Below are 26701 nucleotides of genomic sequence, written 5' to 3'. Positions count from 1 at the left end.
ATGGATATAGAGAGATTAAGCAAAAGTATAAACAAAATTGCACAGGAGCATAGGGGACAAGGTCATTTAGGGATAGCTATTGAGTGGAAGGGACAATTTTTTTTTCTAAACGAAAGGGATGTCTTTCCAAGTGCTAGTCTAATTAAATTACCAATTATGATAGAAGGATTTATGCAAAGCCTAAGTGGAACCTTAGAGTTGGACGAGTTAATAAGAGTTGATAATATTCGGAAAGCAGGAGGAGCGGGTATCGTTCAATACATCTCCCCACAAAGCTATTTATCAATCGGTGATTTACTTACTTCGATGATTATTGTTTCAGATAATATGGCAACCAACTATTTGATTGAACGACTTGGACTGGAAAGTATTAATAGCAGATGCCAACAGCTTGGAATGTCCAATACAGTTCTTCAACGAAAAATGATGGATCAACAAGCAAGAGAAAGAAAATTGGATAACTATACTTCCCCTCTAGACATTATTCGGTGTTTAAAGGCTATTCAGAACGATAAGAATCAAAGTGCTAAGAGAATCCTAAGCAATCAGCAACTTCTTGATAAACTGCCCTATTATCTTGGAGAGAATCGCTCTATTAGGATTGCCAATAAAACAGGAGAGTTAGATAAGGTCGAACACGATTGTGCTATTATCGAGTACGAGGATGAAATTATCTATGTTGCGGTTTTAACAGATCAATTACCAACTAATCAAAAAGGAAAAGAGATCATCCAATTAATTGGGGCCAGTATTTTTGAATGTATATCCGACAAAAAAGTCTGAACTTGTTAAGCAGGCTTTTTTGTATGAATGAAATCATCTAAAGCTACAAGAAATAAATCTTGTTAAATTTGTTTAAATAGTCTTGAATGAAAGCTTTGTTCAAATTATAATAAATAATGAAAATCATTATCATTTAGTATTTCATTTATATGTAGGGAATAAAGAAATGAATAAATGAGAAAATAAGAAAAGTGTAAATAGAGGATTATTTTAACAGCTGTTTAATTCTACAGAAAAAATATAATAGATAAATTTATGAGAGAAATAAAGGAGGGGAGAATAAGTGGATATACTATCAACAGACAAACTTAAAATTGGATACGAAGACAAAATTATCGTCCATGATTTAAATTTACGTGTCCAAGAGGGAAAAATCACTACTATTATTGGACCAAATGGTTGCGGAAAATCAACGATATTAAAAACACTTGCGCGGATCCATAAGGCAAAAGCAGGATATGTTTATCTTGATGGAGAAATGATTCACAAAATACCAACAAAAAAAATTGCGCAAAGAATGGCAGTTCTTCCTCAATCTCCAGAAGCTCCTAATGGATTAACGATATTTGATTTAGTATCCTATGGGCGATCACCTCATCAAAGAGGCTTTGGACGCTTAGGGGAGAAAGACAAAGAAGTAATAAATTGGGCGTTGGATGTCACTGGGTTAACGGAATTGAAAAACCAGGAAGTCGATACGTTATCAGGTGGACAGCGACAAAGAGCATGGATTGCCATGGCGATTGCACAGGAAACAAATCTTCTTCTCCTAGATGAACCAACAACCTATTTGGATATGGCTCATCAATTGGAAGTTTTGAAATTATTAAAGAAATTAAATGAAGAAGAAAATCGAACGATTGTGATGGTTATTCATGACCTTAATCACGCAGCAAGATTTTCGGATCATATGGTTGCAATGAGAAATGGTCAATTAATGAAAGAAGGAACGGCAGAAGAAGTAATGACAGAAGAGGTATTAAGAGAAGTTTTTCAAATAGATGCTGTCGTAGTAAAAGATCCGAGAACCAATAAACCAGCATGCCTTTCCTATGATTTATTGCATCAAAAGGAAAAAGAATTAGTAATGGCGGCTAAGTAATCAATAAAAAGAGATTGCTTAGCTTTTTTTGTATTTTTCAACCTGTTAAATGCTGTTTTACCATCCAGCATGAATAAGCAAACTGGTCTTCCCCCTTTTATTAGCATGAAGAGAAGGGGAGTTTCATATAATGGGATTGAGTATGATTTCACATAAATTTGCTTAATAGCGTCGTACCATTTTATAATTTTGGTATACTATTAGAATAGTGTAGTCAGAAATACGTACAGAAGGTTGAGATTAATGGATAAAAACATATTAATTAAAAAATTTCTAGAAATATTGCCTAATGAAAGTGTAATGATTGATGAGGCGTTAAATAAATATACGTATACGAAAATTGGTGGGAAGGCTGATTTCTTGCTTTTTCCTCTTACGTACGAGCAATTACAGTCTGGGTATAAATTGGCATTAAGCGAAAATATGCCAATCACTATTTTAGGAAATGGTTCAAATGTGCTAATTAGAGATGGCGGAATTCGTGGAGTTGTATTTAATTTAACAAAGCTTGATGCTATTTCCCTTGATGGTAATAAAGTGATTGCTCAAAGTGGTGCTCCAATTATTGAGACATCTAGATTTGCCCTAGAGCATTCTTTAACAGGACTCGAGTTTGCTTGTGGCATTCCAGGTTCTGTAGGAGGAGCGTTGTATATGAACGCTGGTGCTTATGGGGGGGAAGTTTCTGACGTATTGGAAGCCGCAAAAGTTTTAACTAGAACTGGGGATATTCGCACAGTAACAAAAGCAGAATTAGAGCTTGGCTACCGTACAAGTAGTATTGGAAAAAATGGCTGGGTAGCATTAGAGGGAACTTTTTCCCTTGGAAAAGGAACATATGCAGATATCAAAGCAAAAATGGATGAACTTACTTTCTTAAGAGAGTCAAAACAACCATTAGAATATCCTTCATGTGGAAGTGTGTTTAAAAGACCGCCTAACCACTTTGCGGGAAAGCTTATTCAAGACAGCGGACTTCAAGGAACGAAAATTGGCGGTGCGCAAGTATCTACAAAACATGCTGGTTTTATTGTAAACGTAGAAGATGCAACAGCAAATGACTATCTATCTTTAATAAAGCATGTGCAAAAGACGGTAAAAGAAAATTTTAACGTAGACCTTGAAACAGAAGTAAGAATCATCGGGGAAGAATAGAAAATCTACCCGTAAAAAAGGTTATTGTTATAGGATGAGGCTGGGACAAAAGTATTTCAACTAATAATAAACACGAACTTTTGTATAGTTAGTATACATAAAAGTTCGTGTTTTTCAATTTGAAAAAAAGTTTAAAAACGAAGTGGAATGGAGCGGAGGACGCTTGACTCCTGCGGGAAATAGAGACGCTTAAGGCCCCGCAGCGCATGCGAGAAGGCTCAGCTTCCTCCCCCGGCGCATCGTGCGTCTGTAGCGCAATGGAACTACTTAGTTTTTACACTTAACTATATTTAAAAACATAGATAACCATCATGAGAAAGTAGCTTTATTTAAGAGCTAAATTAGATATTGTTCGTCTTTAAAGATTGGTTATTTAGTTTTGTCCAGCCTCTTTCTATATAAAGCTAGCATCTTAAAAAGATTAATGTTTAGCACTTATGTAATAATCGTCGCGCGAATAGCCCCATAAATAAAAAGAGAAAATAGCCAACCATTGCTCCAAAGATATTTAGAATGAAATCATCTATATCTGCAGCTCTATCTACAGTAAAGAAAAATTGAATAGTCTCAATAGAAAGGGAGCAGAGAATAGCAAGTCCTAGTATAACGAATGCTCTAAATCGCTTTTTATACAAAAAAGGAAGTAGAAGACCAAATGGGATAAATAAAAGGATGTTTCCGAGCGTATATAGCATCCAAAAAAAAGGCGGTTTATATTTGTATTGATATAGAATTTGAACATAAGGAATTAGATTCATTTTTCCGTCATTTAGACTAGGTGGAGTAAAGTGAAAAGGCTCCAATGTTACATAGATAACTGTCAGCATATATACGAAAAATAGATTAATTGGAAATTCTTTTGAAAGTAGTACCGCTTTTCGCTGATTGTTTTGTTGGATTCGAAAATATATCCATAAGGGAACGATAAGAATAAGTAGAAAAGGAAAATTTAATAGCAGTGAAACTCCCCTCATCGACCAAAGTGTAAGGAATAGAAGGAGAATAAGGAGAAAAAAGATTCCGTTTTTTAATACATGCACAGATAATCGAAGTCCTTTCTTTATTTGTTCTTCTAAAAAGTATATGATACTTGTTCAAAAATAGAATATAAAGCGAATTACTTTACTCTTATTACAGAAATACGCATACTAGGAGTGAATAGATAGTTGTCTATATACTAATGAAGGAGATGAATCTTTTTGAGTAGTAAAGTTCAAATAGGTCAAACGGCTATGCATGTTACGAAGCTGGGATATGGTGCGAACTCTGTCGGTGGTCATAATTTATTTCCGAATTTAAATGATAAAACAGGAAAAAATGTAGTAAGAAATGCATTAGATGCTGGAATTGATTTTCTTGATACTGCTTATGTATACGGATTAGGAAGATCAGAGGAATTAATTGGAGAGGTGCTAAAGGAAAGAGGTAACCGCCAAGATATCGTCATTGCAAGCAAGGCTGCTCATAAATTAGTGGATGGCAAAATACAACTTGATAATAGTAGAGAGTTTTTACGGAAATCTGTAGAAGACAGTCTAAAGCGACTGCAAACAGATTATATTGATTTATTCTATGTTCATTTTCCAGATGATGTCACTCCAATGGCTGAAGTTGCAGGGACGTTACAAGAGTTAAAGGATGAAGGGAAGATCCTTGCAGTTGGAGCTTCTAATTTGGATGCTGAACAACTAAAGGCATTTAATCAGGATGGCTATTTAGAAGTATTCCAAGCAGAATATTCATTATTTAAAAGACAAGCAGAGGAAATGTACTTACCGTATTGTGTTGAACATAACATTAGCTTTGTTCCATATTTTCCTTTAGCTTCTGGTCTATTGACTGGAAAGTATTCAAAGGATTCCACAATTAGTGATGGCAGACAAAATAATCCTCTATTTCAAGGAGAGGCATTTATTCAAAATGTTGAAAAAGTCGACAAATTAAAGCAAATGGCTGAAGAAAAAGGCTTTGATGCAACACATTTTGCATTAGCATGGCTATTAGAACAGCCTGCAGTTGATGTGATTATTCCAGGAGCGAAATCAACTAGTCAGCTTAAGAATAATCTGAGAACCTTAGAAGTGGCGTTAACAGAAGAAGAAGTGAAACAAATTAGTGAAATATTTGCTTAGGAGAACGGATAGGATAGACGGAGATTAACTGTCCATTAATATCCGAAATGGTTCTACTAATTCTCAGTGGGAGCAAGGAAACACACTAAAGTGATGATTCACTTTATTAAATAGAGAATAATGAAATCAATAAAAAGCAATGAAGGGATAATAGGAACTTCATTGCTTTTGTTTATCTATAGAGCTTTATTTACAGCCGTATTTAATGAAATTACTAACAGAAAAATTATTTTTATATAATATTAAGTTGGCTGAGAATGGATTAAGAAGGACAGGAGAATTAGAATACATAAGGTTATTATGTGAGAACTTCTAACATTGTCCGTTAGAAAAAACCTAATTTAACAATGTTTTTGTTTTTTGGTAAAAAGGATTGTCGATATCGATTTCTATTTATAATCTCAAGAAGAAATTATACCAATTTTGCTTTTATAGTGTTACAATAAGTAAAAGTTTAAATATACAGATTTTTCGCTTTAATCGGATAATTGGAGGGGTAGAAGTGACACAATTGAGAAGTAATATGATAAAGAAGGGATTCGATCGTGCGCCACATCGAAGCTTACTGCGAGCTGCTGGGGTAAAAGAGGAGGATTTTGATAAACCATTTATTGCTGTAGTCAATTCATATATTGATATTGTTCCAGGACATGTTCATTTACAGGAATTTGGAAAGATTGTAAAGGATGCAATAAGAGAAGCAGGCGGCGTTCCATTTGAAATGAATACAATTGGTGTGGATGATGGAATTGCGATGGGGCATATTGGAATGCGCTATTCTTTGCCAAGCCGTGAAATTATTGCAGATTCCATTGAAACGGTAGTTGCTGCACATTGGTTTGATGGAATGGTTTGTATCCCAAACTGTGACAAAATTACACCAGGAATGATGATGGCCTCCCTACGATTAAATATTCCTACTATCTTTGTAAGTGGTGGACCAATGAAGGCTGGTGTTACTAGTGATGGGAGGAAGATTTCTTTATCATCTGTGTTTGAGGGAGTAGGGGCTTTCCAGTCAGGCAAAATTGATGAAGGTGGTCTAAGAGAATTAGAGCAATTTGGTTGTCCGACCTGTGGTTCTTGTTCCGGAATGTTCACAGCAAATTCAATGAACTGTCTTGCTGAAGCATTAGGTCTTGCTTTGCCTGGAAATGGGACAATTCTTGCTGTCGCACCTGAGAGAAAAGAATTTGTAAAGAAATCTGCTAAACAGCTGATGCATTTAATAGATGAGGATATTAAACCAAGAGATATTGTGACAGAAAAGGCAATTGATAATGCCTTTGCATTGGACATGGCATTAGGAGGATCAACGAATACTGTTCTTCATACATTGGCTTTAGCACATGAAGCGGGCGTAGAATATCCACTTGAAAGAATCAATCAAGTTGCATCAAGAGTACCTCATTTATCGAAGCTTGCTCCTTCTTCTGATGTACATATTGAAGATTTACATGAAGCTGGAGGAGTTTCAGCGGCTCTTTATGAACTATCCAAAAAGGAAGGGGCTCTTCATCTGGATACATTAACTGTTACTGGGAAAACACTTGGAGAGAATATTGCTGGATGTAAAGTGAAGGATTATCAAGTGATTCGTCCAATCGATGATCCTCATACCTCAACAGGAGGATTAGCAGTCTTGTTTGGTAATCTTGCTCCTCAAGGTGCTATCATTAAAACAGGTGGTGTTCAAAACGGAATTCAACGTCATGAAGGGCCAGCTATTGTGTTTGACTCACAGGATGATGTATTAGAGGGATTAGTGAAAGGCAAAGTGAAGGAAGGGCATGTTGTTATCATTCGCTATGAAGGACCAAAAGGAGGACCGGGTATGCCGGAAATGCTAGCACCTACTTCACAAATTGTTGGAATGGGTCTTGGTCCCAAAGTTGCGCTTGTAACAGATGGGCGTTTTTCAGGTGCTTCTCGCGGTATATCTATCGGCCATGCTTCACCAGAGGCGGCAGAAGGAGGACCGTTGGCATTTGTTAAAGATGGCGATCATATTGTGATTGACATTGAAAATCGTACAATGGATGTTGTAGTACCTGAGGAAGAATGGCAACAAAGGAAAGCAGAATGGAAAGGGTTTGAATCAAAAGTAAAAAGTGGCTATTTAGCACGATATTCTAAGCTTGTGACATCTGCGAATACAGGAGCAGTATTGAAGTATTAATTCGGTAATGTTTATTTAATGAAAAAGCAGGTTAGATACACGGTACAAAGTGTATTCAACCTGCTTTTCTATTTATGTGTATAAAAAGGTAGACGGGTTTATTCCTTTATCATGTCTTTTTCTCTATTGGGATCCATACTTTGTACCTGTAAGATATCTAAAAGGAAAACAAACACAGGTATTCCAATGATTAAGCCCCATACTCCAAAGAAATGTTCAGAGAAGATAAGCACAATAAAAGTAAAAAATACAGGTAAATTTGTTTTCGATGACATTAGCTTCGGATTAAGAATATAAGCTTCAATAGCATGGATAACACAAATAAAGATAATCAATATAATAATATAGGTGTATCCACCAATTGTGTACCCAATTGTCAGCAACGGTATGAGGGAAATAATAACCCCTGCAACTGGGATAAGCCCAAAGACAAATATCATCAGAGATAAGCCTAGTAATTGAGGAAAACCAAGGATCCATAATCCGATAGTCGTTAAGATACAATTTACTAAAGCTATGATAACTTGAGCTTCTAATACTTTTCCAAATGTTAACACAAATTTTTTGCCAAAGAATTCAATTTCATTATAAAAAGGTGCAATTTTACTTTTACGAAAGTTTTCTTTATATTTTATTAATCGCGGCTTCTCTAAAAGGAAGAAGAAGCTTAGAATCATAGCGAGTATGAATTGTATGCTTATGGAACTGATACTTGAGAAATATTTGACAACAATGCCAAGTCCTTGTTCCAAATAGCTGTTGATTTGTCTTTCTTGAATGATGGAAACAATATAATTTAAGACCTCATTATCATGTGGACGGGAATAAAAATCCATTACTTGTCTAACTAATGCCGTTATTTCTTCTACAAGCATTGGCAAATATTTAATAAAGCTATAGGAAAGAATTCCGATGGTTACCAGATAGAGGAGGCTAACTATAACGTTTCGTTTAACGTGAATTCGCTTGGAGATAATTTTTTCCATGCGATCCATTAAAAAAGAAAGGATAAAAGTAAATAGCATTAAATTAATCATGCTTCTAAGCGCATAGATGCCCAGAATGATTAATGCAAAAATAAAAAACCTTTTTACCCCTTTATTCATAAGAAAATTGATAATTGTTTCCACTCCATTTCCCCTTCTTAAATATATTTTTCTTTTCTATTTATCTTCTTATATTTTAACCTAAATTGTATTTTAATAATATAAAAAGCCTACATTTTGTGAAAATTTAGTCAGCGTAAGGAAAAGCTATTATATATAGGAAGTTTTTTGCTTGAATCTTTTCTCATTCCCCTTATATAATAAAAAAGTAAAACTAAAACGTTATGGTTAGGAGGAGAAGCGATGGGGATGTGAAATTAAGAATTGGTGATTTGGCAAAAGTTACTGGTGTAACGAAAAGAACCATAGATTATTATACAAACCTTGGCCTTCTTCAAGCAGAACGTTCTCAAACAAATTATCGTTATTATAGAGAAGAACAAATAGAACAAATTAAAGTTATTGAAGAATTTAAAAAGAGAAAGCTAACGCTAGAGGAAATTAAGGGGAAATTAAATAATCACAAAATGAATACTTTGGATGTAGAGGAACTGAAAGAAAATATGAGGGATTTGAATGAAAAGATTCATCAAATGCTTCTATCAGTAGATATTCAGGACCATCATAAAAAGAAAGAAGTAAGAAATACTATATCTCATGAAAGTATATCTTTAATACAAGCATTGTTGCTTTTGCTAAATTAAACTGTTTTTTTAAGGTTTGCATAAAAAATTTAACTAAAAGGAATGGGAATTATTATAAGCAACAGCGTCTCTCCTTTTATTGGAGAAATGCGGATGCGCTTTTATTATCAGGAGGTGTAAGCCCCTTTACGGGCTACTTATTGGAAATTTTTAATTTGATTTTATTTGTGATATTAATTGCTTTAACTGCTTTTTTCGTTGCAACCGAGTTTGCAATAGTAAAGGTCAGGAGTTCAAGAATCGATCAGTTAGTTGCTGAAGGAAAAAAAGGTGCATTAGCGGCAAAAAAGGTAACGACACATTTAGATGAATATCTTTCAGCTTGCCAATTAGGGATAACTGTTACAGCTTTAGGACTAGGTTGGATTGGAGAATCCACTTTCGCGGAAATTCTTGAGCCACTATTTATTAAGTTATCCATTGGGAATGCATTATCTCACGTGATTGCCTTTGTTATATCCTTTTTACTTGTAACCTTCTTGCATGTTGTTGTTGGAGAACTTGCTCCAAAGACGGTTGCTATTCAAAAGGCAGAACTTATAACATTAACCTTTGCAAATCCAATTATTTGGTTCTATCGAATATTATATCCTTTTATTTGGTTGTTGAATGGGTCTGCACGACTTTTGACAAGTATCTTTGGATTAAAACCAGCATCAGAACATGAACTTGCACACTCAGAAGAAGAGTTAAGAATTTTAATGTCAGAAAGCTATAAAAGCGGTGAAATCAATAAAAATGAACTAGCATATGTAAATAATATTTTTGAATTTGATGAACGAATTGCCAAAGAAATCATGGTGCCGAGAACCGAAATGGTTACGATTAGTGTAGATAATACCTTTGATGAAATAATGAATATATTGGAAGAGGAGAATTACACTCGTTATCCATTAGTAAATGGAGATAAGGATAATGTAATCGGATTAATTAATATTCGAGAATTTCTAACGGCAACTGTTCAAAACAAACAAGAGATTCGATTAGAGGACTATATGAAACCGATTATTCGTGTCATTGAAACCGTTCCTATAAGAGAATTATTAATTAAAATGCAGAAAGAACGTACACATATGGCGATTCTGCTTGATGAATATGGTGGTACTTCAGGTATTGTTACTGCAGAAGATATACTAGAGGAAATTGTAGGAGACATCAGAGATGAGTTTGATGAGGATGAAATTTCTGATATTCGCAGAATTAAAGACGATCATTATATACTTAATGGCAAAGTATTAATCAGCGAAGTAAACGATCTTTTAGGAACTCATTTATCTGAGGAGGAAGTGGATACGATTGGCGGATGGTTTTTGACTAAAAATTTTGAAGCGGTTGAAGGGGATATTTTGGAAGAAGAAGGATATATCTTTAAAATAAAAAATATTGAAGAACATCACATCCATTTTATTGAAGTGATGAAAGATACTAGTGCAGTGGAAGTTTGATTAAAAAAACGGATTTTATAGAAGGGGAAACCCTTCTTTTTTTGGTGTATAAATTGTTGGTTAAATAGAATCTTTTAAGAGAGTTAACGCGGAATGCTGATTTTATTGGATTTTATTAATTTAATTGTGTCAGCATTATGTCTGCCAAAAGTATATTTAGGCCGTTTTGCAAATGTTTATATCGTTGACGACGTAAAACGAGTTGGTCGATCACCATTAAGAAAATTAGGTGGCAATGATCGATTAGTCGCTCCTGCTTTAGCATATTATAGGGAGTTTAACGAAATTCCTTCTTACTTAGTTGAAGTGATGGCATCAGCACTTCGCTTTTATACACCGGAAGATCAAGAGTCTATTGAGTTAAAGAACTTAATAGATGAAAATGGAGTTCAAACAGCTTTCAGTAAAGTATCAGGTTTAAATGAAGACCATGCTTTAGTGAAAGAAGTAGTGCTTGCTTATAACAATATTAATGCATAAAAAAATCCAATGTAGCCTAAGGCGAATAGCCCTGGCTGCATTGGATTTTTTCTTTTAGCGTGTAGCAGTACTAGAGTTTACCTTGGACTGTTTCCGCTTGTCCCACATTTTTTTGGCGAAGGGATAAATGATAGGTCCCCACGTAATCAATCGTCTGAACATTTTTTTCATTATCTCTCACATCCTTTTTCTTCTATAATAGGTCTTTTCCCGAAACTGCGATAGAATAAACAACAGAGCTCGCTCCTTGATAAATTTGGTAATAATAGAGAGGGGAATACCTTCTTGTAATTTACAAAAAAAGAGAATATAGTTTTGATAGATAACTTGCAACAAAAGAATGGAAATTAACGTCTAATGTTTGATAGGAAAGAGAGAAAAGAAAATATATAGTATTTATTCTATTTAGTAAAAGTAAAGGATAGGTTATAGAATGGAAAGACTAAAACCGTATTGGGAAGGGTTTCGACGCTTTTGGAAGAAGAGACATCTTACCCAAATTATACTTTTGGGTGGGTTACTGTTTGTTTTGTTGGCAATATTATATTTTACGTATTTAGCGACACAGGCAAATGTTAGTACCTTGAAGGCTGGTTTAAGCCAGGCAACGATTATTTACGATAAAGATGGGGACGAAGCAACCCAAATAAGAACAGAAAGAACGGAAGGAATAGAATTGGAGGATGTACCTGAATATGTTCCGGCAGCTGTTGTTTCTATTGAAGATGAACGTTTTTATGAACATAATGGGTTTGATATAAAAGGAATTACTCGGGCCTTTTTTAAAAATATTTTTGCAGGAAGAATTACAGGTGGAGGCAGTACCATTACGCAACAATTAACAAAAAATGCCTTGTTAACTTCCGAACAGACGTATAAACGGAAAGCAGAGGAATTATTTTTAGCAGTAGAAATAGAGAAGCATTATAAAAAAGAAGAAATACTACAAATGTATTTAAACCATGTTTATTTTGGTAGTGGAGCATGGGGGATTAGCCAAGCTTCTTTAAAGTACTTTAATAAAGATATTAAAGAAGTATCAATAAGTGAAGCTGCTTTACTTGCAGGGATATTACAGGCTCCCTCTGCATTAGATCCCTATAATAATTATGATGGGGCAGTTTCCCGCCGTAATGTGGTTCTAAAGAAAATGCTAGATTTAAACGAAATAACAGAGAAAGAATATCAAAAGGCAGTAAAAGAAAAAATTGTTTTAGAAAATGGGGGAGGCTCTTTTATTGAAAGAGAATATCCTTACTTTGTAGATGCGGTTATCGATGAAGCAATCAATAAATATGGTCTTACCCAGGAAGAAATCTTGAAAAGAGGCTATAAAATTTATACAGAGATGGACCAAAATCTTCAATCAACATTAGAAAAGACCTTTGCTCGCGATTCTCTTTTCCCAAAAAGCGCTGATGGGACATTAGTGCAAGGTGGAGCAGTGCTGCTTGACCCAGAAACAGGTGGAGTAAGAGGGTTAGTCGGAGGAAGAGGAGAGCAAGTTTTCAGAGGATTTAATCGAGCTACTCAAATTAAAGTACAACCAGGATCTACAATGAAGCCACTTGCGGTTTATACACCAGCTTTAGAAAAAGGGTATAAAATAGATTCGATGCTAGAGGATAAACCTTTTAAGAAAGGGAAATATGAACCACAAAACTTTACAAAAACATTTAAGGGAGAAGTCCCAATGTATGAGGCTTTAGAAGAATCCTTAAATGTTCCAGCTGTCTGGCTATTAGACCAAATTGGATTAGAAACGGGACTTAAATCGCTTGATCGATTTGGAATTCCGTATGAAAAGGATGATGAGTATTTAGGGATTGCTTTAGGTGGAATGACTACAGGTGTTTCCCCTTTACAAATGGCCAGTGCTTATTCTACGTTCCCAAATGATGGTGTTCGAATGGAGAATCATTTGATTACAAAAATTATTGGACCAACAGGTAACGTTATTGCGGAATATGAACCTGAATCAACAAGAGTAACATCTAAATCAGTCACAGATGATATGACTTCGATGCTACTGGATGTTATAAAATCAGGAACAGGTCAAGGTGCAAAAGTGACTGGATTCCAAATTGCGGGAAAAACAGGATCTACTCAATTAGATAATGGTAATATTTCTGGTACAAAGGATCAATGGTTTGTGGGTTATACCCCAAATCTAGTTGGTGCCATGTGGCTCGGTTATGATAAAACAGATGATCAACATTATCTTCCAAGCAAAAGCTCGGGGGATGTAGTACCAATTTTTAAGACAATTATGGATCAGGCTGTACAATACGTAGAACCGGAAAATTTTAAAGTATTATCTGTTAGTGATAAACTAGCAAATAAGGATAATGGAAATGTAAATGAAAAAGTAGAAGAAACAAAAAAAGTAATTAAAGAAAAAGCAGAGGAATTAGAAACAACCATAAAAGAGAATTCTTCAAAATGGAGCCAAGTTGTAGATGAAATTAAAAAAGATGTGAAAAAAATAAATGACAAGGTAAAAGGGAAATTACAAGAAATACTAGAAAATTAGTATTTGAACAAGGCAGAAATTTATACGGATACTAGAGCAGTTGCTACTGGTGGCGGTATATATTTCTGCCTTTTTTTATCTATCTAAAGGGTTTTTTTGAAAAGCATAACTAAATATGGATAATCTATAAAATAGGAAAGATAATCTAGTTTAATGAAGTATAGTCTGTGATAAATATAACAGAATAAACTAAATGAATAAAAGGGAATGAAGAGGAATAAATATTGGAAAAACCAACCAGAATATTCTATAATATTTGTAAGCGTTTAAATGTCTTGTGAGAGAGGGGAACATAGAAATGCTATAGGTTGAAAAAGTATTTGTGACAAGAGTGTGGACATGGATTTTAATAATAGCATCTGATATAATAAAAAGGTTGATAAAATCTTGAATACACGGAAAACATAAGAATAGAAAATGTGAAAATTGGTAAAATTATACTTACGTTTTTTGTCACAAATAATAGGTTCGAGATATGATATCATCATACAGGTAGTAATAATCATTATTTTACCTATGTAATATGAATGTTCTATGTCTAAATATCGAACATTCTGTGAATAGTTTAACATTTGAACTTAAACGGAAGGAGCTGTACAAATGAAAAAGGGAATTTTAGTTTCACTTTTAGCAATTGTACCACTATTCATTTTAAGCGGTTGTGAATCGATGGTTGTATTTGATCCACAAGGTCCTGTTGCTAGAAGTATTACAGACTTGATTAACTGGTCTATTGTATTAATGGCTTTTGTTTGTCTAGTAGTTTTTGGACTATTTGGCTACATAGTTTGGAAATATCGCGCAACGAAAGACAATGCGGATTATGAACCAGAAGAACATGGAAGTACAAAGCTTGAGATTGTTTGGACTGTAATCCCATTTCTAATTATTATTGCATTAACGATTCCGACTGTAAAAACAATTTATGCATTAGAGGATATTCCAGAGGATTATAAAGATCAAGATCCTATTGTAATTAATGTAACTTCTGCTGACTGGAAGTGGATTTTTAGCTATCCAGAAGAAGGAATTGAAACAGTCAACTATGTAAATATCCCTGCTGGTGTACCAGTGGAGTTTAAATTAACTTCTGCTGGAACAATGCAATCATTCTGGATTCCTGCATTAGCTGGCCAGAAGTACACAATGTATGGGGCTGAAACAGATCTTTATGTTGTGGCTGATAACCCAGGTAGTTATGAAGGGCAAAATACAAGCTTTAACGGTAAAGGCTATGCGGAGATGAAATTTGAAGTTGAAGCAAAAACTTTAGCGGACTATGATGAATGGGTAGATGAAGTAAAAGAAACTGCCCCTGAATTAACTGAGGAAAAATATAAAGAAATTATTAAGCCGACACATTTAGGCCGTATGACTTTCTCTAATACTCATTTAGAGTGGATTGATCACGGGAAAGGTGGAGACTCAAACTATTATTTAAATCCTGAGCTATATCGAGTTCATGGATATCCAGGTAAAACTTTTGAAAAGAACGAAGAGTCAAACGGGGGTGAAGAGGATGCACATTAAGTGGGAACATATCGTTATTACTGGTGATCCCCTCATATTATCTGCTCAAATAGGTATTACGCTAACAATGCTTGCCATTGTAGTTGGTGTCACCTATTTTAAGAAATGGCAATATCTATGGGATGAATGGATAACAACGGTTGATCACAAAAAAATCGGTATTATGTATATTATCGTAGCCGTATTAATGTTCTTCCGTGGTGGAGTAGATGGTTTGATGATGAAATATCAAACCTCAGCACCTGAAATGGATTTTTTAGATGCACAGCATTACAATGAAGTATTTACAACACACGGTGTTATCATGATTCTTTTTATGGCGATGCCTGCGTTGATTGGACTAATGAACGTAGTAATTCCTTTACAAATTGGTGCACGTGATGTTGCATTCCCACAATTAAATGCATTAAGCTTCTGGCTAACATTTAGTGGTGCAATGTTATTCAATATTTCTTTCGTAATTGGTGGATCACCTGATGCAGGATGGACATCCTATTTCCCTCTTGCTGGGAAAGAATTTACGCCAGGGGTTGGAAATAACTTCTATGCCATTGCCTTGCAGATTGCAGGTATAGGTACGTTAATGACAGGTATCAACTTTGTTGTTACGATCCTAAAAATGCGTGCAAAAGGGATGACATTAATGAAAATGCCAATGTTCACTTGGACTTCATTAATTACAAACGTTATTATTGTATTTGCATTCCCAATCTTAACTGTTGCACTAGCATTAATGACATTTGACCGTTTATTCGGAACACATTTCTTCACGATTTCCGGTGGAGGAAATGCGATGTTATGGAATAACTTATTCTGGTTATGGGGACATCCTGAGGTTTATATCGTAATCTTGCCTGCTTTCGGTATGTTCTCAGAAGTAATTGCGACTTTCTCAAGAAAACGTCTATATGGTTATAATTCAATGATTATATCTATTGTAGGTATTGCTATCTTAAGTATGGTTGTATGGGTTCACCATTTCTACACGATGGGGTCTGGACCTGTTGTAAACTCTGTATTCTCGATTACGACAATGTTAATTGCAGTTCCGACTGGGGTTAAGATTTTCAACTGGTTATTTACAATGAGAAAAGGGCGAATTCAATTTACAACAGCTATGCTATGGTCGCTTGCATTTATTCCAACCTTTACAATTGGTGGGGTAACTGGAGTTATGCTTGCAATGGCTGCAGCAGACTATCAATATCATAATACATTATTCTTAGTAGCTCACTTCCACTATGTATTAATACCAGGTGTAGTGTATGCAGTATTTGCTGGTTTCTATTACTGGTGGCCAAAAATGTTCGGTTATGCTTTAAATGAGCGTTTAGGAAAATGGCATTTCTGGTTATTTAATATTGGTTTTAACGTAACATTTATGCCAATGTTCTTCTTAGGTTTACAAGGAGCAGTAAGACGTTCTTATACTTTCTCTGCAGAATCTGGATTTGCACCATTGTTCATGCTTTCCGCAATCGGATCTCTTATTCTTGCTGCGGGATTTGCAGTACTTGTTTATAACATTTACTATAGCACTCGTTATGCAGATAGAAAGATTTCAACAGATCCATGGGATGCAAGAACATTAGAATGGCATACAGCTTCTCCAGTTCAGCCATATAACTTCGCTATCACTCCAGAAGTAAAAGCATTAGATGCATTCTGGTATATGAAGAAAAATAAAGAAGGCTTAGTTTTAAAAGAAGAAGAGTTAGAAGAAATACACATGCCGAGCAACTCTTGGTTGCCATTCTATATGTGTGCAATATTTGGTGTAGTTGGTTTCTTACTAGTATTTGAATTGTTTATTCCAGCTGCAATCTGTAGTTTAGGTATTTTTGTTGGCTTAATAATTCGTTCTTTTGATTATGACGAAGGTTACCATATTAAACTGGATGTTATTAAGAAAACGGAACGTGCATGGAGAGGTGAGAAATAATGGCAAAAGTCGATAAGTCTTTACCACTAGAATATCAGACAGAGCAAAGCCGTTTAAATATTCTAGGCTTCTGGATCTTCCTTGGTGCGGAGGTTGTATTATTCGCTACCTTGTTTGCAGCCTATGGATCTTTAAAGGATAACTTTGCAGGCGGGCCTACTCCAGCTGAATTATTTAAATTAAAAGATGTCATGATTGAAACACTTTTACTATTAACAAGTAGTTTCACTTGTGGGATTGCCATATGGTATATGCGTCGCCAAAATTTAAAAGGATTATTAACTTGGTTAATTATCACTTTGGCATTAGGTGCAGGGTTCGTTTTTGTGGAAGTAAATGAGTTTATTCATTATGTACATGAAGGTGCAACAATGCAGACAAGTGCATTCCTTTCTTCGTTCTTTGTATTGCTTGGAACGCATGGATTGCACGTATCCATAGGTATTGGCTGGGCAATATTAATTATTATTCAATTAATGAAGCATGGTTTAACACCAACAACAGCTCGTAAGACATTTATTATAAGTTTATACTGGCACTTCTTAGACGTTGTGTGGATTTTCATCTTCACATTCGTTTATCTTGCTAGAATGGGAGGGTAATTAAAGATGGCAAAAAATCATGAAAATGAAAAATTTCCAATTGGTCATATTGCAGGTTTTATTGTTTCTTTATTACTTACCTTCGCAGCTGTAGGAGCTAAGTTATATACAGATCTTCCAATGATAACTGTTATGTGGATTATCGGTGCATTGGCTGTCATTCAAGCCATTCTTCAACTGTTTATGTTTATGCATCTTACAGAAGGAGAAGGACAAGTACAAACTATAAATATCGTTTATGCTTTCTTCTGCGCAATCGTAGTAGCAGGAGGAACTATTTGGGTAATGACATCAGGACATGTGCATTACTAATAAAGCGTTATGTGAAAGAGGTCTCCATTGGAGGTCTCTTTTTTTGCATTCGAGCGGAACGGAACGACAGCATGCTTAATTAAGTATTTTTATGGTGATGCTAAACCATGACAAAGTAACTAGGTAATCAGCATCATTCTTTTTTAAATTTTGTGATAAATCTATCAGGTCTTTGAAAAAGCATTGACGAGCTGGAAAAAGATGATAAAATAAAGAAAGAATCTAAATGATAATGAAAATCATTTACGACTAAGTAGGGGAGTGAGGAAAGAGAGTAGTATTACTCAATAGCATGATGAAAATAAAGTATTTATTTATATTGTTAATAGTCTTATCTATCATCTCCCTATTTGTTGGAGTCATTGATATTCACCCAAAAAATATTTTTCATTTAACAGCAGATCAAAAAGAAATTCTTTTGATTAGCAGATTTCCACGCCTAATCAGCATTATCATTGCCGGCGTTAGCCTAAGCATTTGTGGCCTCATTATGCAGCAAATATCGAGAAATAAATTTGTTTCTCCTACGACAGCTGGTACGATGGATTGGGCAAGGTTGGGGATATTGGTCGCTCTAATGCTTTTTACAGGAGAGAGCCCGATTGTAAAAATGATAATAGCATTCGTATTTGCACTTTGTGGCACATTTTTGTTTATGCGAATACTGAATATGATTAAATTCAAAGATGCTATCTTTATTCCATTAATTGGTCTAATGCTTGGAAATATTGTAAGTTCCATTACCACTTTTTTTGCGATGAAATATGATTTAATACAAAATATGTCTTCATGGTTGCAAGGAGATTTTTCCTTAATCATGGCCGGGAGATACGAGCTTCTTTACATAAGTATTCCGGTAGTAATTATTGCCTATCTATATGCAAATAAATTTACGATTGCTGGAATGGGTGAAGACTTTTCCATTAATCTTGGACTAAATCACAAAAGAGTGGTGAATATAGGATTAATCATCGTTGCACTAGTATCTTCTGTTGTATTACTGACAGTAGGAATGATTCCATTTCTTGGCCTAATTATTCCAAATATTGTTTCTTTATACCGAGGAGATAATTTAAAAAACAGCTTAACGCATACAGCATTACTTGGCGCAGTATTTGTATTATTCTGTGATATTCTGGGAAGAGTGATTATTTATCCATATGAAATTTCGATTGGTGTGATGGTTGGAGTCATCGGAAGTGGTATCTTCCTGTATTTACTTTTAAGGAGAAAGACTTATGAAGCAGCCTAAGATAAAACTTATTGTACTGGCCGTTCTAGCGATTCTACTAATTGCTATATTTATGTTAATCAAAGTCAGTAGCAATAATTGGGAATACGTCATTCCCCGCCGAGCTATAAAAATTGTTGCCATTCTTTTAACTGGTGGCTGCATTGCCTTTACTTCAATGATATTCCAAACCATTACAAATAACCGAATATTAACGCCAAGTATTTTAGGATTAGATTCCCTTTATCTATTTATTCAAACCGCTGTTGTTTTCCTTTTTGGCTCAAGCACGATGACGATGATGAATAGCAACATAAACTTCTTAGTGTCTGTTGTATTAATGGTTCTTTTTTCAAGTATCCTTTATAAGCTTTTCTTTAATAGAGAAGACCAAAACATTTTATTATTACTGTTAATTGGAATTGTAATGGGGAGCTTTTTCTCTAGTGTTTCATCCTTTATGCAAGTATTAATTGATCCAAATGAGTTTCTGATTATTCAAGATAAAATGTTTGCAAGTTTTAATAATATAAATACCAATATTTTAACGATCAGTCTTATTATCGTCGCAGTAGTGTCTATCTATGTTACAAGATATAGTCGCTTCTTTGACGTCATGTCTTTAGGAAGAGACCAGGCTATTAACTTAGGGATTGACTATGAGAAGGTAGTGCGCAATATGTTAATTGTAGTATCTATCCTTGTATCTGTTGCGACGGCATTAGTTGGTCCAATTACCTTTCTCGGGTTACTGGTTGTCAACTTAGCTCGTGAGTTTTTGAAAACATATAAGCACAGTACCTTGATTACTGGATCTATTCTATTGAGCATTATTTCTTTAGTTGGTGGGTTACTGATTGTAGAACGAGTATTTACATTTTCAACAACTATCAGTGTGATCATTAACTTTGTAGGTGGAGTGTATTTTATCTATTTATTACTAAAGGAGAGAAGAGCATGGTAGAGGTAAAGAACATTACGAAACAATATAGTGGGAAAAAAGTGCTTGATAATGTATCTCTTTCTGTAGAAAAAGGAAAAATCACTTCTTTTATTGGACCGAATGGCGCTGGGAAAAGTACATTGCTTTCTATTATTAGTCGCTTAATTAAAGCAGACAGTGGAGATGTCATAATAGATGGCCAGCATATTGATAAAGCAAAAAGCAATGACCTTGCAAAGAAAATTTCTATATTAAAACAAGCAAACAATATCAATCTTCGCTTAACAATAAGAGAGCTTGTAAGCTTTGGGAGATTTCCTTATTCACAAGGAAAACTGACAGATTTAGATGAAAAAATGGTAGATGAAGCCATTAAGTATATGGAATTAGAGGATATGCAGCATAAATACTTAGATCAGCTAAGCGGTGGACAAAAGCAAAGAGCTTATATCGCAATGGTAGTTGCCCAAGATACAGAATATATCCTTTTGGATGAACCGCTAAATAATTTAGATATGAAGCACTCTGTGCAAATTATGAAAGTGCTAAGAAGATTAGTAGAAGAGCTGGGAAAAACGGTAGTAATTGTTATCCATGATATTAATTTTGCATCTGTTTATTCAGATAATATCGTTGCATTAAAGAATGGCAAAATCGTCAATGATGGACCAGCTAAAAAGATAATCAATCGAAAAGTATTAAAAAACATTTATGAAATGGATATGCAAATTGAAGAAATTAATAATCAACGAATATGCGTTTATTTTGCATAGAAAAAGATTTTGACTATTGATAAATGATTGGTTCATTGTAGAAAAGAAGCTAATGGTGGAAGAAAAATAGAAAGGGGGCAGTGTAATTATGGCTGACTTAACTAAGTCCCTTCGCCAGAAGAAACCATAATAACACTACCATTAGAATTAGCAAAATCCCTAATCATTCTAGGAAAATGAGGAAGGAAAGATGCTAATAATACCTTATCATAGGTTATTCTGTCTTTAAATGCAATGTATTCAATTTAATTTATATATTAAATTTATAGAGGTGTTTATCGAATGAAGAAAAAGCTTTCCCTATTATTATTAACATTCGTTCTTGCAGTATTAGCTGCATGTGGCAATACAGAAAAATCAAATGCAGAAGCAGATTCAAGTAAGAATAGCGAAGAGCCGGCAGAAATTAAAGTAACCCATGAATTAGGGGAAGACACAGTTCCGGTCAATCCTAAGAAAGTTGTAGCTTTTGATTTTGGAGTTTTAGATACATTAGAAAAATTAGGAATAGAAGTAGCGGGTGTTCCACAAGCAAACATTCCCCCATATCTTTCTAAATATGAAGATTCAAAGTATGCAAATGTAGGAAGTTTAAAGGAACCAGATTTTGAAGCAATTAGTGAATTATCACCAGATGTTATTTTTATCTCTGGAAGACAGTCAGCTGCTTATGAAGAATTGAAAAAAATTGCTCCAACTGTATATGTCGGTGTTGATACAACAGACTATATGAATTCATTTAAGCATAATATGAATCTTATTGGCGATATTTTTGATAAGAAACAAGAAGTGGCAGATGAACTAGCAAAAATTGAGGAGGATATTGCTGCCATTAATGAAAAAGCAAAAACGATAGATGGTAAATCATTAATCGTATTAGTAAATGACGGAAGCTTAAGTGCTTATGGGAAAAACTCTCGGTTCGGGATTATTCATGATGTATTAGGCTTAGCTCCAGCAGATGAAAATATTGAGGCATCTACACATGGACAAAAGGTTACATTTGAATATCTAGCAGAAAAAAATCCAGCTTACTTATTTGTCATTGATAGAGGAGCAGTTGTTGGTGGAGAATCTTCAGGTGAGAAGACGCTTGATAATAAGTTAGTAAATGGCATTGATGCAGCTAAAAATGATCATATTATCTATCTAGATCCAAATTACTGGTACCTATCAGGCGGAGGACTGCTATCAACAAGTGAAATGGTAAAAGAAATTTCAGAAGCGATTTCAGAATAAAGAAGGAGAATCCAGTAAGTATGCTACTTGCTGGATTCTTTTTTGTGTAAGGATAAAACAATTTTGCAAGGATATAGAACCATTTTCAAAAGATAAAAATGCTAGCTGATAGTTGCTTTTTTAGCGACTTCCATCCAAAATAAAAGAAAGATGGGAAGATTTCATCGAATAGGAGGATCTACATTTTATGACGATTAGATTTGGAATCATCGGCACGAATTGGATTACAGAATCTTTTATTGAGGCGGCTAGTGAAATAGCAGACTTTCAATTAACAGCGGTATATTCTAGAACGGAAGATAAAGCAAAAACGTTTGCTGATAAGTATCGGGCAGATTATACATACACAGATTTAGAAGAAATGGCAAAAAGCGATACAATCGATGCTGTATATATTGCTAGTCCTAATGCCTATCATGCAGAACAGGCTATCGTTTTTTTGAAAAATAAAAAGCATGTTTTAACAGAGAAAGCGATGGCTTCTAATGCACGTGAAGTGAGACAGATGATGGAGGTTGCCAAGGAAAATAATGTCTTATTAATGGAAGCATTAAAAACAACTTTCCTTCCTAACTTTCAAGTTATTCAAAAGAATTTACATAAAGTCGGAAAAATCCGTCGTGCATTTGTAAGCTATTGTCAGTATTCTTCACGATATGATGCTTATAAAGAAGGAACGGTATTAAATGCATTTAAGCCAGAATTATCAAATGGATCACTAATGGACATTGGTGTTTATTGTCTTTATCCAATGGTAGCTCTGTTTGGAAGGCCAGAGGAAATTAAAGCAAATAGTTTCTTACTAGATTCAGGGGTAGATGGAGAAGGAAGCATCATTTTAAGCTATTCTGATATGGATGTACTATTGATGTATTCAAAAATCACCAATTCCTATATTCCATCCGAAATTCAAGGGGAAGAAGGAAACATATTAATTCAACAATTCAGCACACCTACAAAGGTAGAATTTATCCCGCGTAAAGGGGAAAAAGAGGATCTGACGGTTTCACAAAAGCCAGCTTCGATGTATTATGAGGCGAAGGAATTTATTGAATTGATTAAAGCGGGGAAAATAGAATCTTCTGTGAACACTTATGATGTTTCTTTAACGGTCATGGAAATTATGGACGAGGTAAGAAAGCAAACAGGAGTTGTTTTTCCAGCAGATAAACAGTAAATAAGCAAATAAATCTAGTCATTCATAAGGAGAGAAGATTCATGACATTATATGGTGCGATTGAAGCAGGCGGAACAAAATTTGTCTGTGCAGTAGGAGATGCAAAAGGGGAAATTAAAGAACGAATTTCCATTCCAACGACGACCCCTGAAGAAACAATGCCAGAGGTAATTGCCTTTTTTAAAAGGTTTCCTATTGAAGCAATTGGAATCGGGTCATTTGGTCCAATTGATGTGGATAAAAATAGTCCTACTTATGGAAATATCACAACTACGCCTAAACTAGCTTGGAAGGACTATTCATTATTAAAAGCAATAGAGGATGAATTTTCTGTTCCAACTGGTTTTAATACAGATGTAAATGTTGCTGCGCTAGGAGAGGCAAAGTTAGGTGCTGCTAAAGGAGTAGATAATTGTTTATATATTACCATTGGTACAGGCATTGGTGCTGGTGCGTATGTTAATGGCGAATTATTGCAAGGTTTGACACATCCAGAAATGGGACATATTTTAGTCAGAAGACATCCAGAAGATATGTACAAAGGGAGATGCCCATACCATGCAGATTGTTTAGAAGGGTTAGCTGCAGGACCAGCAATTGAAGAAAGATGGGGCGAGAAGGCTATTCATTTAAGTGACAAGGAAAGTGTATGGGAAATGGAGGGCTATTATATTGCACAGGCACTCATGCAATATATCCTTATTCTATCCCCTAAAAAAATCATCCTTGGCGGAGGTGTTATGAATCAGGAGCATGTGTTAACACATGTATATCGCCATTTGAGCGAACTTTTAAATGGGTATGTTTCCTATCCAGAAGTCCAAGACAAGATGAATGAATATATTGTTAGACCAGGATTAGGAGATAATGCCGGCATCACAGGAGGGCTACTTCTCGCAGAAAAAGTATTGGAAGAAAGTAAGGCAGAAGTTAACTAAATAAGTTAATTTAGTAGACCATTTAAAGGAGGAATCTTTTAGATGGTCTTTTTTGTGTCTATGTACAAATGTCTTTTTTAAAATATGAACGAACTATTTCCTAACCTTTAACAATCCATTAAATAGGAAGGTAAGCTATTGCTTCTATTAGTAAAAGCGGCTTTAATTAGTAAAAAGCAGATAAAATAGGAGAGTACTTATGGATATTTTAGTAATAGAAGATAATAAAAGTGTTTGTTCCATGCTGGAAATGTTTTTTATGAAGGAGGGCTTTCAGGTAACCTTTCTTTCTAACGGCTTGGAAGGATATAAACATTTGAAGCAAAATAAATATGATATGATTATTTTAGACTGGATGCTTCCAGATTTAGATGGTATAACAGTTTGTCGCAAAATAAGAGAAACAGATAAAGAGACACCTATTATTATGTTAACAGCAAAGGATGGGGAATCAGATCAAGTACTTGGGCTAGAAATGGGAGCAGATGATTATGTTACAAAGCCCTTTAGTCCACTAGCCTTAATTGCAAGAATAAAGGCAATTTGGAGAAGAAAGTCTAATGAAGAAGATGGAAGCGGAAATGCAATTATTAAAGTAAATAAAGAAACGAGAGAAGTATTGATTGATGATCGACCAATATTGGGATTAACACCAAAAGAATTTGATTTACTTTCATTCTTTGTTCAGCACCCTAAACAAGTGTTTTCCAGAGAACAGATATTACAGCAAGTATGGGGATTTCAGTTTTATGGAGATGATCGTACGGTTGATGTCCATATTAAAAGACTCAGAAGAAAAATAGGAAGAGATAGTCAGCCCTTTTTACATACAGTATGGGGTGTAGGATATAAATTCGATGAAACGGTGGTAGTACATGAGAATTAAATACATCTATCAGCAGCTAATAAGTCATTTAAGTGTCATTCTGGTGGCACTATTAGTATTAAGCTTGGTTTTTTCCCATTATATAGAGAAATTAGTATTTTCGATGAAAGCAGATGAATTACAGGGCTATGGATATAATATTGTTCAAGATGTTCAAGGAGCGGATCTATGGTCTGCTTCCACGTATTCAACTTTATTACGTTATTCCGAAGAGCTGAAGGGGACAGGAATAACGATAGGCATATTTAATACACAACGAAACCGGATTTGGTCTTTCGGAAAAGATTTGGATATCAATATTACTACGGCAGAGTGGGATGAAATAAAAGACGGAAGTAGCACGGTTATTAAGCCTAGTACAAGAAGAGGAGATCAAGAGGTAGCACTTGTTGCGATTCCATACTCTGTTAATGATGTTGTTGTGGGTGGAATTATTTTAACATCTCCTCTTGTAGAATCGAAAGAAATGATTCAAGAAATTAATCGCTATTTGATTTATATTCTCTTCTTAGTTTTTGCAATTGCTTTATTAATGAGTTTCATTTTTTCAAGGGTGCATGTTAAGCGGATAAAAAAGCTCCAGGAAGCTACAAGTCATGTTGCAGAAGGGGATTATAGTGTAAAAGTATCATCCTCTACTTTTGATGAGATAGGGGAACTAGGTCAAGATTTTAATCAGATGGTAGATAGACTAAGAGAATCAAAAGAAGCAATAGATGCGTTAGAAAATCGGCGCCGACAATTTATGTCTGATGTTTCACACGAATTAAAGACTCCTTTAACAACGATAAGCGGCGTGATTGAGGGCTTAAATAATAATATGATACCAGAAAATGAGCGGGATAAAGGACTCAAACTAATTAGCCAAGAAGCAAAAAGACTTATCCGGCTAGTAAATGAAAATCTTGATTATGATAAAATTCGCTCCAATCAGATTGTTTTAATGAAGGAATTCATTTCCCTTGAAGAAGTTTTGGAGATTATTTATGAGCAGCTATCCTTTCTAGCAGAGGAAAAGGATGTAAAAATCTATGTAGAAGTCGATCACGATGCGGTAATTTATGCAGATTATGATCGTTTAATCCAAATCTTAATGAACATTACGAAGAATAGCATTCAGTTTACTGAAAATGGAAGCATTTGGCTGAGTGGCCGAATGGAATCCGACAGAACAATCATTGAGGTTAAGGATACTGGCATTGGAATAGATGCGCATGAAATAGAAAATATTTGGAAGAGATTTTATAAAGCAGATCTCTCAAGGACGAATAATCCATATGGAGAATTTGGACTTGGTTTATCGATTGTTAAACAATTAGTGCAGTTCCATGAAGGGGATATTCAAGTAACGAGTGAAAAAGGGAAAGGAACAACCTTTACCATTTTCTTTCCACTTCCACAGGAAAAGTGACGGTGCTAAATTCATTTGTATAGCATAGGCTGAATGGGGCTCATTGTTGCGAGTCACTTAAGTTCTAATATCCACTTAGCAGAAAAGCTAGAGATTAGTACTCAAAGGATATTTAGGAGGAATGGAATTGTTCCGAAATTCTTCTATGTCTTTTCAAA

Annotated in this window: 23 protein-coding genes; 21 read left to right on the top strand and 2 right to left on the bottom strand. The window is 34.8% G+C overall.

Annotation, left to right across the window (positions count from 1 at the left end; all coding sequences use genetic code 11):
* The 3 genes from ACTQ5K_RS06650 (at position 1) to murB (ending at position 3040) form a co-directional block, all read left to right on the top strand.
* Positions 1 to 783, top strand: coding sequence for a serine hydrolase (locus ACTQ5K_RS06650; RefSeq protein ID WP_235248441.1), 783 nt, complete (start codon positions 1 to 3; stop codon positions 781 to 783).
* A 283-nt stretch (positions 784 to 1066) separates the two neighbouring features.
* The gene (locus tag ACTQ5K_RS06645) at positions 1067 to 1885 is read left to right on the top strand and encodes an ABC transporter ATP-binding protein (RefSeq protein WP_109767897.1); all 819 of its coding nucleotides are present in this window, start codon (positions 1067 to 1069) and stop codon (positions 1883 to 1885) included.
* Positions 1886 to 2128: 243 nt separating this feature from the next.
* Entirely contained in the window at positions 2129 to 3040 is a 912-nt protein-coding gene (murB, locus tag ACTQ5K_RS06640) for a UDP-N-acetylmuramate dehydrogenase (protein WP_031536235.1), read from the top strand.
* 428 nt (positions 3041 to 3468) lie between these two features.
* On the opposite strand, the gene ACTQ5K_RS06635 is transcribed toward murB, so the two are convergent.
* Entirely contained in the window at positions 3469 to 4080 is a 612-nt protein-coding gene (locus tag ACTQ5K_RS06635; RefSeq protein WP_051640926.1) for a VanZ family protein, read from the bottom strand.
* Between the two features lie 159 nt (positions 4081 to 4239).
* On the opposite strand from ACTQ5K_RS06635, the gene ACTQ5K_RS06630 reads away from it, so the two are divergent.
* Positions 4240 to 5172, top strand: a complete 933-nt coding sequence (locus ACTQ5K_RS06630) for an aldo/keto reductase (RefSeq protein WP_396953869.1) — start codon at positions 4240 to 4242, stop codon at positions 5170 to 5172.
* Positions 5173 to 5674: 502 nt separating this feature from the next.
* A complete protein-coding gene (ilvD, locus tag ACTQ5K_RS06625) occupies positions 5675 to 7351 on the top strand; it encodes a dihydroxy-acid dehydratase (protein ID WP_031536239.1) in 1677 nt (558 codons plus the stop codon).
* Positions 7352 to 7449: 98 nt separating this feature from the next.
* Here ilvD and ACTQ5K_RS06620 read toward each other — a convergent pair whose 3' ends face one another.
* Positions 7450 to 8481, bottom strand: coding sequence for an AI-2E family transporter (locus ACTQ5K_RS06620; RefSeq protein ID WP_031536240.1), 1032 nt, complete (start codon positions 8479 to 8481; stop codon positions 7450 to 7452).
* Positions 8482 to 8708: 227 nt separating this feature from the next.
* Between ACTQ5K_RS06620 and ACTQ5K_RS06615 the strand changes: the two genes are divergently transcribed.
* From ACTQ5K_RS06615 to ACTQ5K_RS06540, 16 genes are all read left to right on the top strand, one after another.
* On the top strand, positions 8709 to 9101 hold the full coding sequence (locus ACTQ5K_RS06615; protein WP_231512521.1) for a MerR family transcriptional regulator: 393 nt from the start codon (positions 8709 to 8711) through the stop codon (positions 9099 to 9101).
* A gap of 140 nt (positions 9102 to 9241) precedes the next feature.
* Entirely contained in the window at positions 9242 to 10546 is a 1305-nt protein-coding gene (locus ACTQ5K_RS06610; protein WP_048716901.1) for a hemolysin family protein, read from the top strand.
* Between the two features lie 93 nt (positions 10547 to 10639).
* A complete protein-coding gene (locus tag ACTQ5K_RS06605) occupies positions 10640 to 11026 on the top strand; it encodes a hypothetical protein (protein WP_031536243.1) in 387 nt (128 codons plus the stop codon).
* Between the two features lie 433 nt (positions 11027 to 11459).
* Positions 11460 to 13559, top strand: a complete 2100-nt coding sequence (locus ACTQ5K_RS06600) for a PBP1A family penicillin-binding protein (protein WP_031536244.1) — start codon at positions 11460 to 11462, stop codon at positions 13557 to 13559.
* A gap of 600 nt (positions 13560 to 14159) precedes the next feature.
* Positions 14160 to 15089: a cytochrome aa3 quinol oxidase subunit II gene (gene qoxA / locus ACTQ5K_RS06595; protein ID WP_031536245.1), complete on the top strand. Its 930-nt coding sequence runs from the start codon at positions 14160 to 14162 to the stop codon at positions 15087 to 15089.
* On the top strand, positions 15079 to 17031 hold the full coding sequence (gene qoxB / locus ACTQ5K_RS06590; RefSeq protein ID WP_109767898.1) for a cytochrome aa3 quinol oxidase subunit I: 1953 nt from the start codon (positions 15079 to 15081) through the stop codon (positions 17029 to 17031). The genes qoxA and qoxB overlap by 11 nt, the downstream gene beginning before the upstream one ends.
* Positions 17031 to 17633 carry a cytochrome aa3 quinol oxidase subunit III gene (gene qoxC, locus ACTQ5K_RS06585; RefSeq protein WP_035416157.1) on the top strand — a complete coding sequence of 201 codons (603 nt, stop codon included), beginning with the start codon at positions 17031 to 17033 and terminating at the stop codon, positions 17631 to 17633. The genes qoxB and qoxC overlap by 1 nt, the downstream gene beginning before the upstream one ends.
* A gap of 6 nt (positions 17634 to 17639) precedes the next feature.
* Entirely contained in the window at positions 17640 to 17945 is a 306-nt protein-coding gene (gene qoxD, locus ACTQ5K_RS06580) for a cytochrome aa3 quinol oxidase subunit IV (RefSeq protein ID WP_031536248.1), read from the top strand.
* Between the two features lie 295 nt (positions 17946 to 18240).
* On the top strand, positions 18241 to 19197 hold the full coding sequence (locus tag ACTQ5K_RS06575) for an ABC transporter permease (protein WP_109767905.1): 957 nt from the start codon (positions 18241 to 18243) through the stop codon (positions 19195 to 19197).
* A complete protein-coding gene (locus ACTQ5K_RS06570) occupies positions 19184 to 20140 on the top strand; it encodes an iron chelate uptake ABC transporter family permease subunit (protein WP_031536250.1) in 957 nt (318 codons plus the stop codon). The genes ACTQ5K_RS06575 and ACTQ5K_RS06570 overlap by 14 nt, the downstream gene beginning before the upstream one ends.
* Entirely contained in the window at positions 20134 to 20892 is a 759-nt protein-coding gene (locus tag ACTQ5K_RS06565) for an iron ABC transporter ATP-binding protein (protein ID WP_109767899.1), read from the top strand. The genes ACTQ5K_RS06570 and ACTQ5K_RS06565 overlap by 7 nt, the downstream gene beginning before the upstream one ends.
* Before the next feature lie 282 nt (positions 20893 to 21174).
* Positions 21175 to 22131 (top strand): siderophore ABC transporter substrate-binding protein, encoded by a 957-nt coding sequence (locus ACTQ5K_RS06560; RefSeq protein ID WP_031536252.1) that lies wholly within the window; start codon positions 21175 to 21177, stop codon positions 22129 to 22131.
* A 187-nt stretch (positions 22132 to 22318) separates the two neighbouring features.
* Positions 22319 to 23308, top strand: a complete 990-nt coding sequence (locus ACTQ5K_RS06555) for a Gfo/Idh/MocA family protein (RefSeq protein ID WP_109767900.1) — start codon at positions 22319 to 22321, stop codon at positions 23306 to 23308.
* Between the two features lie 41 nt (positions 23309 to 23349).
* The gene (locus ACTQ5K_RS06550) at positions 23350 to 24246 is read left to right on the top strand and encodes an ROK family protein (protein ID WP_109767901.1); all 897 of its coding nucleotides are present in this window, start codon (positions 23350 to 23352) and stop codon (positions 24244 to 24246) included.
* A gap of 199 nt (positions 24247 to 24445) precedes the next feature.
* Positions 24446 to 25132, top strand: coding sequence for a response regulator transcription factor (locus ACTQ5K_RS06545; RefSeq protein ID WP_048716883.1), 687 nt, complete (start codon positions 24446 to 24448; stop codon positions 25130 to 25132).
* Positions 25122 to 26543, top strand: a complete 1422-nt coding sequence (locus ACTQ5K_RS06540; RefSeq protein ID WP_048716880.1) for a sensor histidine kinase — start codon at positions 25122 to 25124, stop codon at positions 26541 to 26543. The genes ACTQ5K_RS06545 and ACTQ5K_RS06540 overlap by 11 nt, the downstream gene beginning before the upstream one ends.
* Positions 26544 to 26701: the final 158 nt, after the last annotated feature.

It is taken from the genome of Niallia sp. Sow4_A1 (genome assembly GCF_052116745.1).
Lineage (GTDB): Bacteria > Bacillota > Bacilli > Bacillales > Cytobacillaceae > Niallia > Niallia hominis.
Note: the sequence above shows the minus strand (reverse complement) of the source record. Positions and strands in the feature narration are given on the sequence as shown.

Bases quoted from the DNA above. Each gene is read 5' to 3' on its own strand.
- qoxC (WP_035416157.1), top strand. From the start codon at position 17,031: ATGGCAAAAGTCGATAAGTCTTTACCACTAGAATATCAGACAGAGCAA.
- ACTQ5K_RS06565 (WP_109767899.1), top strand. From the start codon at position 20,134: ATGGTAGAGGTAAAGAACATTACGAAACAATATAGTGGGAAAAAAGTG.
- ACTQ5K_RS06570 (WP_031536250.1), top strand. From the start codon at position 19,184: ATGAAGCAGCCTAAGATAAAACTTATTGTACTGGCCGTTCTAGCGATT.
- qoxA (WP_031536245.1), top strand. From the start codon at position 14,160: ATGAAAAAGGGAATTTTAGTTTCACTTTTAGCAATTGTACCACTATTC.
- murB (WP_031536235.1), top strand. From the start codon at position 2,129: ATGGATAAAAACATATTAATTAAAAAATTTCTAGAAATATTGCCTAAT.
- ACTQ5K_RS06560 (WP_031536252.1), top strand. From the start codon at position 21,175: ATGAAGAAAAAGCTTTCCCTATTATTATTAACATTCGTTCTTGCAGTA.
- ACTQ5K_RS06540 (WP_048716880.1), top strand. From the start codon at position 25,122: ATGAGAATTAAATACATCTATCAGCAGCTAATAAGTCATTTAAGTGTC.
- ACTQ5K_RS06575 (WP_109767905.1), top strand. From the start codon at position 18,241: ATGAAAATAAAGTATTTATTTATATTGTTAATAGTCTTATCTATCATC.
- qoxD (WP_031536248.1), top strand. From the start codon at position 17,640: ATGGCAAAAAATCATGAAAATGAAAAATTTCCAATTGGTCATATTGCA.
- qoxB (WP_109767898.1), top strand. From the start codon at position 15,079: ATGCACATTAAGTGGGAACATATCGTTATTACTGGTGATCCCCTCATA.
- ACTQ5K_RS06650 (WP_235248441.1), top strand. From the start codon at position 1: ATGGATATAGAGAGATTAAGCAAAAGTATAAACAAAATTGCACAGGAG.
- ACTQ5K_RS06600 (WP_031536244.1), top strand. From the start codon at position 11,460: ATGGAAAGACTAAAACCGTATTGGGAAGGGTTTCGACGCTTTTGGAAG.
- ACTQ5K_RS06605 (WP_031536243.1), top strand. From the start codon at position 10,640: ATGCTGATTTTATTGGATTTTATTAATTTAATTGTGTCAGCATTATGT.
- ACTQ5K_RS06545 (WP_048716883.1), top strand. From the start codon at position 24,446: ATGGATATTTTAGTAATAGAAGATAATAAAAGTGTTTGTTCCATGCTG.
- ACTQ5K_RS06555 (WP_109767900.1), top strand. From the start codon at position 22,319: ATGACGATTAGATTTGGAATCATCGGCACGAATTGGATTACAGAATCT.
- ACTQ5K_RS06550 (WP_109767901.1), top strand. From the start codon at position 23,350: ATGACATTATATGGTGCGATTGAAGCAGGCGGAACAAAATTTGTCTGT.